The organism is Acinetobacter amyesii (assembly GCF_023499985.1).
In the GTDB taxonomy this organism is placed as follows: Bacteria; Pseudomonadota; Gammaproteobacteria; order Pseudomonadales; family Moraxellaceae; genus Acinetobacter; species Acinetobacter amyesii.
The window spans coordinates 1-12,470 of record NZ_JAMCOU010000021.1; the positions used below are offsets into that span (position 1 = coordinate 1).

Sequence of the window (12,470 nt, forward strand, 5' to 3'; positions counted from 1 at the left end):
CTCGGTTTAGCCTTTACCACATCAACCATTTGTTTGGCAGTGTTCTTACAGCAAAATCCAGTGGAAGATCTCCCGATTGATTATGCCATGTCAGCCATAGCACTGATTCCAGCGCTCATTGGGATGTGGGCAGGGAAAAAAATTCGTTACCGCATTCCAGAACAAAAATTCCGTAAGGTGTTTTTTATCGGGTTGATTGCCCTCGGTGGCTATATGATGTTGCACCAGTTTGGCGTGATTTAAAGCCTAGACTTGGCCATCTAAAGTAGATTTTTGTGACAGTAGAAACTGACTGAAATGCTGATAATTTAAGGGTAAATCATCAAAATTACGTGCGGTAAGGAGCAGTTTTCGATTGGCCCATTCACCGCTGAGCTCAACTTGTGCAAAGGCATACAAACTGAGTAATCGTTGGGCCGCACGTTTTGGCATGATGGCAATGCCCACACCATTCGCCACCACTTGCGCGATCGCGGCAAAGTTCGGCAAACGTAACCGATACTGAATTTCACAGCCGAATAATTTGGCTTGAGCCTCGATCGATTGTTGTAAGGAATGATATTGCATCAAACCGACAAAGGGATAATTTAAAATCTCTGCGGGTTTGACGCTAGATATCGAGGCCAATTCATGAGTTATAGGACAAATCAGTACCAAAGGATCATTTGCAAACTCAAGTGTTGGTAACTGTGCAGATTTAAAGAAACCTGAAATTAAGCCCAGTTGTGCATTACCTTGCTCTATCGCTGCAATGATGTCTTTAGACTCTGCTTCATGCAGCTCAATTTGTATATTGGGATTTTCCAGTAAATAACGTGGCAGCAAGACCGGCAAATATTCACTTTGTGCAGATGAATTACACCATAAGGTCATATTGGAACTTAGCCCATGGGCAAAGGGCAGCATCGCGTGTTCTAATTGTTGCCCCTCACCTAAGATGCGCTGTGCATGTACAACTAAGGTTTGACCGGCAAGAGTCAGTTTGACCCCTTTGGCTTGGCGAGTGAACAGGGCTGTGCGGTAATGCTGTTCGAGTTTTTTAATCCGTTCACTGGCTGCTTGTAGCGAGATGGCAGAACGAGCAGCGCCTTTGGTCAGACTGCCGCTGTCTACAATGTGCAGCACCAATTGAAGGTCGAACAAATCCAGTCGCATAGGGTGTATTCCTTGGCTAATGCCTTATCTTACCGAAAGTGTAGCTATAAAAAAAAGCGACCTTTCGGCCGCTTTTCAAATGAATGTTGTATTCTTTTTTAAATGTCTTGGGGCTTATTCTGATTTGTCGCCCAAGCTAAAGAACCTGTTCAAAATCAGCGCTGCAAATGTAGCAGTACCAATACCACCTAAGTTGAAGTTACCGAATTGAAGTGCAAAGTCACCTGTACCTAAAATAATCGTGACTGCTGCCACCATCAGGTTTTTATTTTTTGAGAAATCGACTTTGTTTTCAATCCAAATTTTCGCACCTGCAATGGTAATTAGACCAAATACAACAATCGATGCACCTGTCAAAATGGCTTGCGGAATGGTATGAATAATCGCACCAAACTTTGGAGAAAGACCAAGGAAAATGGCAAAGACACCTGCAAAGACAAAGACGATGGTTGAGTAAACGCGAGTCACTGCCATCACACCAATGTTTTCACCATAAGTGGTCATACCTGGGCCGCCGACACCGCCTGAAAGCGTGGTTGCAACACCATCAGCAACAAAAGCTTTACCAATGTGCGGATCCAGATTTTCACCTGTCATCGCGCCCACAGCTTTAATGTGACCTAAGTTTTCAGCCACCAAAATCAAAGCAATCGGTGCAATGATCAGCATGGCATTGAAATCAAAAACAGGCGAATGGAATTGAGGAACACCAAACCAAGCGGCTTCTTGTACTGGAATGAAGTTGATTGGTGTGCCATGACCCATGACATTGGAAATGATGTAATACACCAAGTAAGCGAGTAGAAGGCCAACTAAGAGTAATAGACGTTGTAATAAACCTTTGGTGAACACAGCAATTGAACCCATACATAGTACGGTTACTAAAGCCATCCACATATTAAAGTTATTACCGGCAACCCCTTTAATGGTCACTGGGGCAAGGTTGAGACCAATGATCATCACCACTGCACCTGTAACGACAGGCGGCATGAGTTTTTCAATCCAACGGGTACCCGTTGCCATCACGATAAAACCAAAAATGGCATATAAAATACCGCAGGCCATAATCCCGCCAGCAGCCAATGCGATATTGGCATTTGCTGCGCCAGTACCTGACGCTGCATAACCTGTTGCGGCAATGACCACACCAATAAAGGCAAAACTAGAGCCTAAATAACTTGGTACACGACCACCTGTCATAAAGAAGAACAGGATGGTACAGATCCCCGACATTAAAATCGCAAGGTTGGCATCAAAGCCCATCAAAAATGGCGCAAGGACAGTTGCACCAAACATTGCAAAGGCATGTTGTATCCCCAATACAACACTTTGCACCGGAGGTAGGTACTCATTTGTACCTACAGGACGTGCATCAATATTGCCTTCGTACGGGCGCCATTTGGGAAACCAATTGGACATAAAATGAGCACTCAATAGATAAATTGTGCACATCATACTCTTGTTTTTTAGAAGATTTAATCTCTTTTAAAAATATTTTGTTCAAACTAATTACATGACTTTACATGTAAATTTACCAAATGGTAAAAGTTTTAAGGGTGTAAAAAAGGCATTAAATCATGCAATTAATCAAATAGGATAAGAGCCAATTCTTCATAAATTTTTCTTATTTTATATATTCCAAAATAAATTAAAACCAATATGACTGGTCAAAAAAAAAGCACACAGTTCTGTGTGCTTTTTGAAAACTTGGAAGATTTAGCCAGTGTTACGCAAACCTGCCGCAATACCCGCGATGCTAACCATCAACGCATGGTCGACTGGGGTATTTTCAGCTTGACGCTCGGCAAGGTATGCACGGCGGCGTTTCATCAGTTCGGCTTGTAGTAAATGTAGCGGCAATAAATAAGGCTTACGCACCTTCATGGATTGGTCGAGCACATCGTTACTGCTGAGTAATTTCGATTCACCTTTGAGTGCTAATAGCGTTTGTACCGCATCACGTAAACGCTGACGTAACTCTTCACCCAACTGTTTGAGGTCTGAGTCATCCGTCAGATGAGACTCATAATACAGCGCCACATGACCATCAGCCTTAGACAAGACCATTTCCAACATATCAATTAACGTTTGGAAATACGGCCATTGCTCTAACATTTCTTCGAGTGTCTGCTTTTGACCTTGATCAATCACTTGATTAATCGCAGCACCAGTACCTAGCCAAGCAGGAAGCATCAAACGGATTTGCGTCCATGCGAACACCCACGGAATCGCACGTAATGACTCAATCCCACCGCTAACTTTACGTTTGGCTGGGCGTGAGCCGAGCGGTAACATTTGTAGTTCCAGTTCTGGCGTTACAGTCCGTAGGTATTTTACAAAATGCGGATTTTCACGCACGGTTTGACGATATACCTGTACAGACAGATCCGTCATGCTGTGCATGAGCTGACGCCATTCCTGTTTCGGTTCAGGCGGTGGTAATAAGGTCGCTTCTAAGGTCGCTGCGGTGTAAATTTCTAAGTTTTGTAAGGCAATGCCTTCTAATCCAAACTTGAAGCGAATCATTTCCCCTTGTTCTGTGACACGGATCGCTCCTGAAATCGAACCCGGTGGCTGTGAAAATAGGGCTTGCTGTGTCGGCGCACCACCACGGCTGATTGAACCGCCACGGCCATGGAATAATGTCAGTTGTACATCATGTTTTTTCGCAACTGCGGTTAATTCTTCCTGTGCACGATACTGCGCCCAGTTTGCCGACATAAAGCCCGCATCTTTGGCTGAGTCTGAATAGCCAATCATCACCTCGTGTTTACCCTGAATATGCTGCTTATACCAATGCATATTGAATAGGGTATTCATGGTACGGGCTGCACCATCCAAATCTTTTAAGGTTTCAAACAGTGGCACGACACGTAGCGCTTGTTTGATGCCGGCTTCTTTTTGCAGTAACAATACAGCCAAGACATCACTCGGATGTTCGGCCATGGAAATAATATAAGCCCCTAAACTTTCAGGTGGCTGTTCTGCCAAAGTGCGCATGGTCGCAAAGACTTCTTGTACATCTGGATGTTCAATCAGACTTTGTTTCGGCTCATTTAAAAACTTCGGTAACAGTGGACGTTTGCTTTGGAGTTCCTGAATCAAGAAGTTTTGACGGGCTTGCTCCGTCCATGTTTCAAAATTGCCTAAACCTAAATATTCCGTAATGGCAGAAATCGCTTGGCGATGACGCGTGGATTCCTGACGAATATCGAGTTTGAGTAATTCGATACCGAAGCAATTCACTCGATGAATAAAGTCGAGTAACTGACCATTGGCAATTTCAGGTAAACCGCTGTCAATCAGTGAACGGTAGCAAACCAATAGTGGATCGAGCAGCTCATGGCGGCTTTTAATGACTTGGCTATCGTCAGCATCTTCGCCACGGAGTTTTAGTGCCAACCAGTGACGAGTGGCTTTGAGGCGTTCCCGCGCATCACGTAGATATTCACGATACGGTTCAGGGTGGAAATGACCCAAGGCATCACTGAGTTCTTTACTGCACTCCTGAATCGAAAGTTCCCAACGCAGGTCTTCGATATCGCGTAAATACAGGTCGGCAGCTTTCCAACGTGAAAGCCACAGCACCTCTTGAGTAATATTATGGGTGACGTTTGGGTTACCATCACGGTCACCGCCCATCCATGACGCAAAGCGCACAGGGGCAACATTTAAAGGCAACGTCTTGCCACAATGATCTTGAACCATGCCATCCAATTCACGCATGAATTTGGGTACAGCATTCCACAAGGTCTGTTCAATGGTCGTGAAGCCCCATTTAGCTTCGTCGACAGGCGTCGGGCGATGTTGACGAATTTCATCCGTTTGCCATGCCGAGCAAATCAGTTGTTTTAAATCATCCAGTACGGCTTTGCGTTCGCGTGGCGTAAGTTTTTGTTGATCCATTTTAAACAGGCAATCATTAATACCATCATATTTTTGGATCAAGGTTCGACGGCTGACTTCAGTTGGATGTGCAGTCAGGACCAGTTCAATTTTTAATTCACAAATTTGTTGGAACAGTTGTTCCGCACTGATGTTATTGCTTTTAAATTTTTCAAATAAATGATCGAGTGGATTCGGTGAAGGTGCTTGCTCATCAAACTCACTTTGGCGACGGCTGCGCACCACATTGTACTGTTCGGCAATATTGGCAAAGTTGAGAAAGTGCGTAAATGCACGGGTCAGTGGCAAAATTTCTTCATCTTTTAAATTTAAAAATAATTGTTCTAACTGTTTTTCAGCTTCAACTTGTCCATCGCGCGCGCCTTTAGACAAAGCACGAATTTGCTCTACTTGATTAAACAAATCTTGTCCTGCATGCTGCTTTAGGGTTTCACCCAATAAATTGCCCAGTAAGCGCACGTCTTCACGTAATGGAGCATCAATTTGTTGAATCATTTGTTATTTCTCCGCGTATTCCTGTCTCGACTATACCCCGAAAGTGCTGTGGCAAAAGGGGGTACAGACAAAAGTCGGATGACTTTTCTAGGTAAATGAGCAATAGCTATGCCATTTGTTTCAGTTTAGCGTTGAAATATTTCAGAAAATGCTTAGCTCTGTGCGCTGAGTTGATATTTCAGCATAAAGATGTCGATAGCAGAGTGAATAATGGCCTGTCGCTCTGCTGCTTCAGGTACTGGGCGCATGCCCAATAAGACTTCTTGATGGCGTAGGCCCATCAGTAGCGACACAATCAGTTCAGTTTGTCGGGCAGGATTATCCTGCTGAATGAAATTTAAAGCTGCTGCGTCTTGAAAGAAATTCTCCCAGACTTGGCGCATTTTCAAATGTGAGGCACGGAAAAACTGTTCGACCAAGGGACTGTGTTCGGCAGCCAACTCCAAAAGTAATAAGTCCAGTTTAATGGCTTCTGGCAAATTCATGATGTTCAGCCCCAACTCACAAATTTCAACGAAAGCCTGCATAAAATGACTTTCGCTGTGCAGATGTCGCGGGCGGGTATTCAAAATATTTTCACAGGTGTCTTCAATTGCACTGGTAAATAAAGTGGCTTTGTCCTGAAAATGGTTATAGACCGTCAGTTTGGTGACCCCTGCATGTTGCGCAATCTGATTCATGCTGCAACCGTGATAGCCCATTTCTAAAAATAATTGTTTTGCAGACTCTAAAATCCGTTGTCGTTTTTCTAAGTCTTTTGGGCGGCCGACATTCATTTGCTGAAAAAATTCCAAAAAAGGCGAAAAGGTCATTGATTTAGGATAATTAATCTAATTAATGTACCGCATGGTTTATTAATTAAAAAATAACCAAATTAATTGAATAATATTCTGCCCTAAAAAAGACTTTTTATTAAGAGCGAACTTCATGAGTACGATTAAGACCACAGTTGTCAGCATGATTATCGTTTGCAGTGTGACCTTATGGGGATGCAGCAAGGATAAAGCCCAAACGGAACAGGAAGTGCCATTTGTGATGGTGACTCAGCCGGGCGCCACACATTTTGAACAAAAAAGTTATGCGGGTGATGTACAAGCCCGCCAGCAAACAGCTTTAGCTTTTCGGGTTGGCGGCCAAATCACTGAGCGCTATGTCGATGTTGGAGACCAAGTCCGAGTCGGGCAAGTCTTGGCAAAATTAGACGTCAAAGATGCACAGTTGCAACTGAATGCAGCACAAGCGCAGCTTGAAAGTGCGCGTTCCGCTGCACAAATTGCTGAAGATGAACTAAAACGCTTTAAGCAATTATTGCCAGTCAATGCCGTGAGTCGCTCGCAGTACGATGCGGTGGAAAACCAATATAAAGCAGCACAGTCGAACTTAAAGCAAGCTCAATCAAATTATGATGTGAGTCGTAATCAGACCGGTTATAACCAATTAATTGCCAATAAAACTGGGGTCATTACTGAGCGCAATATTGAGATTGGTCAAGTGATTGCAGCAGGACAACCGGCATTTCAATTGGCGATAGCTGGTGAACGTGACGTGGTCATTGGTGTGCCTGAACAAGCGGTTACTGAAATTAAAACAGGGCAGGATGCATGGGTCACCTTGTGGTCTAAACCACAGGAAAAATTTGCAGGCTATGTGCGTGAAATTAGTCCTGCTGCCGATCAGTCTCGTACTTATAGTGTCAAGGTGGCACTGCGTGAAGGCAATAGTGCCATTCAACTGGGGCAAAGTGCACGGGTATTTTTAACCAAAGCACAGCAGAATGTTTTGCATGTGCCGTTATCGAGTGTGTCTGCGAGTGGTCAGCAGGCATATGTGATGGTGGTCAATGCAGATAATACGGTACGTAAAGTTCCAGTAAGTTTAGGCGAATACGGACGTGACAGCGTGCCCGTACTCAGTGGTCTGCAAGCAGGGGATTTTGTTGTGGTTGGCGGCGTGCATTTGCTCCGCGAAAAACAAAAAATACAACCCGTTGATCGTGAAAATCGAGCGGTACACATTCAGGCAGGAGTTAAATAATGAATTTTAACTTGTCTGAGTGGGCACTGAAAAATAAAGGCTTAATCCTTTATTTTATGATTCTGCTGGGCATCGTTGGGATATTTTCTTATTCCAAATTGTCGCAGAGTGAAGACCCGCCATTTACCTTTAAAGTCATGGTGATTCAAACCTATTGGCCTGGTGCAACAGCCAAAGAAGTTTCGCTACAAGTCACCGATCGGATTGAAAAAGAACTGATGACTACGGGGCAGTATGAACGCATCATGGCTTATTCACGTCCGGGTGAATCCATGGTGACCTTTGTGGCCAAGGACAGTCTACGTTCGCAGCAAGTCCCCGATGTTTGGTACACCGTACGTAAAAAGGTCAATGATATTCGCCATCAATTGCCATCTGGGGTGCAAGGTCCTTTCTTTAATGATGAGTTTGGTGACACCTTCGGTAATATCTATGTGCTGACCGGCAAAGACTTTGACTATGCCACCATGAAGGAATATGCCGACCGTTTACAGCTCCAGTTACAACGAGTGAAAGACGTTGCGAAAGTGGATTTGATTGGTCTGCAAGATCAAAAAGTTTGGATTGAAATTTCCAACACCAAAGCCACGCAAATGGGCATACCCGTGACGGCGATTCAACAAGCCTTGCAGCAGCAAAACACGGTTGCGAGTGCCGGCTTTTTTGAAACCAATTCAGACCGGATTCAAGTGCGTGTCAGTGGTAATTTACAAAACATTGATGAACTGCGTCAGATGCCCTTATTGGTGAATGGACGAACGATTCAATTGGGTGATGTGGCAGATGTACATCGTGGCTTTAGTGATCCACCGCAGCCTCGTATGCGTTTTATGGGTGAAAATGGTTTAGGCATTGCCGTGTCGATGCGTAAAGGTGGCGACATTCTGGCTTTGGGTAAAAACCTAGAAACAGAATTTGCCCGCTTGCAAAAAACCTTGCCCTTGGGCATGGAACTAAAAAAAGTGTCGGATCAGCCTGTAGCCGTGAAGCGCAGTGTCAATGAGTTTATGAAAGTCCTCGCTGAGGCGGTGATTATCGTCCTATTGGTGAGCTTCTTCTCCTTGGGTTTCCGTACAGGTCTTGTCGTTGCATTTTCCATTCCATTGGTCTTGGCAATGACCTTTGCCGGTATGCAGATGTTTGATGTCGGTTTGCACAAGATTTCTTTGGGAGCATTGATTCTCGCACTCGGCTTATTGGTGGATGATGCGATTATTGCTGTCGAAATGATGGCGATCAAAATGGAGCAGGGCTATAGCCGGTTACAAGCCGCCGGACATGCATGGCGGACGACTGCATTTCCAATGCTAACAGGCACGCTAATTACGGCTGCAGGATTTTTGCCGATTGCCACAGCCGCATCGAGCACAGGGGAATACACTCGCTCGATTTTCCAAGTGGTCACTATCGCATTGGTGGTGTCATGGTTTGCAGCAGTGCTGTTTGTTCCCTATTTGGGGGATAAATTACTGCCCGATTTCAACAAAGATTTGGTACAAAAAGCCCCGTGGTATCAGCGCCTGTGGGCACGTTTGCGCAAACAACCTGAACCTCAGCCGATGGTGCATCATGCCGGCGAACATCATGATCCTTATCAGTCTCCGTTTTATCAACGTTTCCGTGGTTGGGTTGACACTTGTGTGACTTATCGCAAGACGGTGATTGCAGCGACGGTGGGCATTTTTGTGTTATCGATTTTAATGTTTAAAACCGTACCACAGCAGTTCTTCCCACCGTCAAACCGTGCTGAAATTTTAGTGGATTTAAAGCTTGAGGAAGGTGCGTCGCTGAAAGCCACAGAAGCGGCAGTAAAAAAAGTCGAAGCGTTCTTGTCGAAAAAACAAGGCATTGATAATTTTGTGGCTTATGTGGGTACCGGTTCGCCGCGGTTTTATTTACCTCTAGATCAGCAGTTACCCCAAGCCAGTTTTGCTCAGTTTGTGGTATTGGCTTCATCTTTAGATGATCGTAATGAGATCCGCCAGTCATTAGCAGAAGAAATTCGTAAGCTCTTACCTGAAGTACGTACACGGGTTTCACTTTTAGAAAATGGGCCACCTGTGGGTTATCCATTGCAGTTCCGCGTGTCGGGTGAAGATCTAAGCTTAGTGCGTGAGTGGGCACAACGTGTGTCTGCAAAAGTCAGTGAAAACCCGAACACCACCAATGTGCATTTGGATTGGGGTGAGCCAAGCAAAGTTATTAAACTGGACATCGACCAAGATCGCGCACGTCAAATGGGAGTTTCCAGCTTAGATCTGTCCAATTTCCTGAATAGTTCAATCAGTGGTGCGGTGATTAATCAGTATCGTGAGAAACGAGAGCTGATTGAAATTCGGATGCGTGGTGATCAAGCGGAGCGATTGGATGTCGGTTCGCTCAGCAGTTTGGCAGTACCGACCAGCAATGGTGGTTCAGTGCCATTGGCGCAGATTGCGAAAATTGAGTATAGCTTTGAAGAAGGTTTGATTTGGCATCGTAACCGTTTACCGACCATTACTGTGCGCGCGGATATTCGCAGTAAATTGCAACCTGCAACGGTGGTGGGTGAGTTAAAAGATTCATTTGATCAGTTACGTGCAGAGATGCCGAATGGTTATCTACTCGAAGTAGGCGGCACTGTGGAAGAGTCAGCACGAGGCCAAACTTCTGTAAATGCAGGCATGCCATTATTTCTCGCAGTTGTCATGACTTTGTTGATGATTCAATTACGCAGCATGTCACGGGCGATGATCGTATTTTTAACAGCACCTTTGGGCATTATTGGCGTGGTGTTATTCCTGTTATTGTTTAATAAACCCTTTGGTTTTGTGGCGATGCTCGGCACGATTGCACTGTCTGGAATGATTATGCGCAATTCACTGATTTTGATTGATCAGATTGAACAAGATATTCAGTCTGGGGAGTCGGCTTGGGATGCGATTATCAATGCGACGGTACGTCGTTGCCGTCCAATTGTGCTGACTGCATTGGCCGCTGTATTGGCGATGATTCCACTTTCTCGCAGTATTTTCTTCGGTCCAATGGCCGTGGCGATTATGGGTGGATTGATCGTGGCGACCCTGCTGACCTTGTTCTTTTTACCTGCGCTATATGCACAGTGGTTTAAAGTGAAAAAAACTCAGCAGAATCCTTAAAAGTGTCATAATATTGGGTGCGAAATATTGAATTTTTCTCTATAGTAGCACCTGATCTACAAAGACATTTTTAAAAAGTAAAACAACCACAAGTGCAGCGCGGCATATTGTGGTGTACGGGGTTGAATCACAGATGACAGCAGAGAGTTTAGCTAAGTATCGCCGTTATGTTGCGATTTCTTATGTCTTCATGTTTTTCGCTTTATTTACCCTGATTAGTGGTGTATTTGCCTACGGCTTTGCACGCAAAGTCACTCAAATCGATTCTGCAGAAGTTTGGCTCCAAGCCCAAGCGCTTTGGGTCATGCGCACCGTCGTGATTTATTCCATGATGGCCATTTTTGCCGCACTGTGGTTTATTCCTTTATTTTTCTATTATTGGGACACCTATCTTTGGGTGACTGCATGCACGGTAATTGGTGTGGTCTTTGCTGCGATTGCCTTTTTGTATTTATTAAATGCATGGATCCAAGGTCTATCCAAATTCGTTAAAAATAAGGCTGTTTTCTAAGTCGATTTATTTTTTTCCTGCCTACCCCTTGAAAAAATGGTTTGATTCCCCAATTTCAGACCACAGTTAAGTATTAAATTAAATTCCGTGAGGAGCATCGCCAGACATGGCTAAACGTGATTATTATGAGGTTTTAGGTGTATCTAAAACCGCAAGTGATGATGAAATTAAAAAAGCCTACCGTAAGTTGGCGATGAAGTATCACCCTGACCGTAATCCAGATAACCCAGAAGCTGAAGAAAAATTCAAAGAAGCTGCAGAAGCATATGAAGTTTTATCGGACAGCGAAAAACGTAGTATGTATGACCGTATGGGACATCAAGCTTTTGAAGGCGGCATGGGCGGCGGCGGCGGCTTCGGTGGTGGTTTTAGTGCAGAAGATATTTTTAGTCAGTTTGGTGACATATTCGGTGGCGCATTTGGCGGTGGTGGCCGTGGTGGTCAGCAACGTGCACGCCGTGGTTCAGACTTACGCTATGTTATGGAGCTTACCCTTGAGGAAGCTGTAAAAGGCGTGAAAAAAACTATTACCTTTACTGCGCCAGCGCCATGTGATGCCTGTAATGGTAAAGGATCTAAAAATCCAAACGACGTTGAAACCTGTAAAACCTGTCATGGTGCAGGTCAAGTGCGTATGCAACAGGGCTTCTTCTCTGTGCAGCAAACCTGTAGCACCTGTCGTGGTCAAGGTAAAATCATTAAGAACCCATGTAATAAATGTCATGGTTCAGGGGTTTCTGACCGTCAGCAAACTTTAGAAGTGACCATTCCTGCAGGTGTGGACAATGGCGACCGCGTACGTTTAAGTGGCAAAGGCGAGGCGATCCGTGATGGCCAAGCAGGCGACTTATATGTAGAAGTGGTGGTACGTGAACACGAAATCTTCCAACGTGATGGCGCTGACCTATATATGGATGTGCCTGTAAGCATTGCGGATGCTGCATTGGGTAAAGAAATTCAAATTCCGACACTCGATGGCCGTGTGAGCTTGAAAGTGCCTGAAGGGACTCAAACCGGTAAATTGTTCCGCTTACGTGGTAAAGGTGTGAAACCTGTACGTACCAGCATGACCGGTGACTTACTCTGCCGTATTGTGGTGGAAACGCCTGTGAACTTAACGGCTCGTCAACGTGAGTTGTTAAAAGAGTTACAAGACACGATGGATGGCGATGACAATAAATCATCTCCGAAGAAAAAATCATTCTTCGACCGTTTATTTGATTAATTGATAT

Annotated in this window: 9 protein-coding genes; 5 read left to right on the forward strand and 4 right to left on the reverse strand. The window is 44.6% G+C overall.

The genetic code is table 11. The annotated features are described in order from the left end of the window. Positions 1–243, forward strand: a 243-nt coding sequence (locus tag M5F03_RS04585) for a TSUP family transporter (protein WP_249706968.1), incomplete at its 5' end; no start/stop codon positions are given. A 3-nt stretch (positions 244–246) separates the two neighbouring features. On the opposite strand, the gene M5F03_RS04590 is transcribed toward M5F03_RS04585, so the two are convergent. From M5F03_RS04590 to M5F03_RS04605, 4 genes are all read right to left on the reverse strand, one after another. Beyond that, on the reverse strand, positions 247–1,155 hold the full coding sequence (locus tag M5F03_RS04590; RefSeq protein WP_249706972.1) for a LysR family transcriptional regulator: 909 nt from the start codon (positions 1,153–1,155) through the stop codon (positions 247–249). A gap of 114 nt (positions 1,156–1,269) precedes the next feature. Continuing rightward, a complete protein-coding gene (locus M5F03_RS04595; protein ID WP_249706974.1) occupies positions 1,270–2,574 on the reverse strand; it encodes a solute carrier family 23 protein in 1,305 nt (434 codons plus the stop codon). Positions 2,575–2,871: 297 nt separating this feature from the next. Then, on the reverse strand, positions 2,872–5,556 hold the full coding sequence (gene ppc / locus M5F03_RS04600) for a phosphoenolpyruvate carboxylase (RefSeq protein ID WP_180116242.1): 2,685 nt from the start codon (positions 5,554–5,556) through the stop codon (positions 2,872–2,874). Positions 5,557–5,708: 152 nt separating this feature from the next. Beyond that, entirely contained in the window at positions 5,709–6,332 is a 624-nt protein-coding gene (locus M5F03_RS04605; protein ID WP_249706978.1) for a TetR/AcrR family transcriptional regulator, read from the reverse strand. A 151-nt stretch (positions 6,333–6,483) separates the two neighbouring features. On the opposite strand from M5F03_RS04605, the gene M5F03_RS04610 reads away from it, so the two are divergent. From M5F03_RS04610 to dnaJ, 4 genes are all read left to right on the forward strand, one after another. After that, entirely contained in the window at positions 6,484–7,590 is a 1,107-nt protein-coding gene (locus tag M5F03_RS04610; RefSeq protein WP_180026215.1) for an efflux RND transporter periplasmic adaptor subunit, read from the forward strand. Continuing rightward, positions 7,590–10,727, forward strand: a complete 3,138-nt coding sequence (locus M5F03_RS04615; protein WP_078194106.1) for an efflux RND transporter permease subunit — start codon at positions 7,590–7,592, stop codon at positions 10,725–10,727. The genes M5F03_RS04610 and M5F03_RS04615 overlap by 1 nt, the downstream gene beginning before the upstream one ends. 133 nt (positions 10,728–10,860) lie before the next feature. Further along, positions 10,861–11,238: a hypothetical protein gene (locus tag M5F03_RS04620; protein WP_078194105.1), complete on the forward strand. Its 378-nt coding sequence runs from the start codon at positions 10,861–10,863 to the stop codon at positions 11,236–11,238. Positions 11,239–11,344: 106 nt separating this feature from the next. Continuing rightward, the gene (dnaJ, locus tag M5F03_RS04625) at positions 11,345–12,463 is read left to right on the forward strand and encodes a molecular chaperone DnaJ (protein ID WP_078194104.1); all 1,119 of its coding nucleotides are present in this window, start codon (positions 11,345–11,347) and stop codon (positions 12,461–12,463) included. The last annotated feature ends 7 nt before the right edge of the window (positions 12,464–12,470 follow it).

Excerpts from the sequence above, each read along its gene's own strand:
- M5F03_RS04590 (WP_249706972.1), bottom strand. The coding sequence starts at position 1,155 with ATGCGACTGGATTTGTTCGACCTTCAATTGGTGCTGCACATTGTAGAC.
- M5F03_RS04595 (WP_249706974.1), bottom strand. The coding sequence starts at position 2,574 with ATGTCCAATTGGTTTCCCAAATGGCGCCCGTACGAAGGCAATATTGAT.
- ppc (WP_180116242.1), bottom strand. The coding sequence starts at position 5,556 with ATGATTCAACAAATTGATGCTCCATTACGTGAAGACGTGCGCTTACTG.
- M5F03_RS04605 (WP_249706978.1), bottom strand. The coding sequence starts at position 6,332 with ATGAATGTCGGCCGCCCAAAAGACTTAGAAAAACGACAACGGATTTTA.
- M5F03_RS04610 (WP_180026215.1), top strand. The coding sequence starts at position 6,484 with ATGAGTACGATTAAGACCACAGTTGTCAGCATGATTATCGTTTGCAGT.
- M5F03_RS04615 (WP_078194106.1), top strand. The coding sequence starts at position 7,590 with ATGAATTTTAACTTGTCTGAGTGGGCACTGAAAAATAAAGGCTTAATC.
- M5F03_RS04620 (WP_078194105.1), top strand. The coding sequence starts at position 10,861 with ATGACAGCAGAGAGTTTAGCTAAGTATCGCCGTTATGTTGCGATTTCT.
- dnaJ (WP_078194104.1), top strand. The coding sequence starts at position 11,345 with ATGGCTAAACGTGATTATTATGAGGTTTTAGGTGTATCTAAAACCGCA.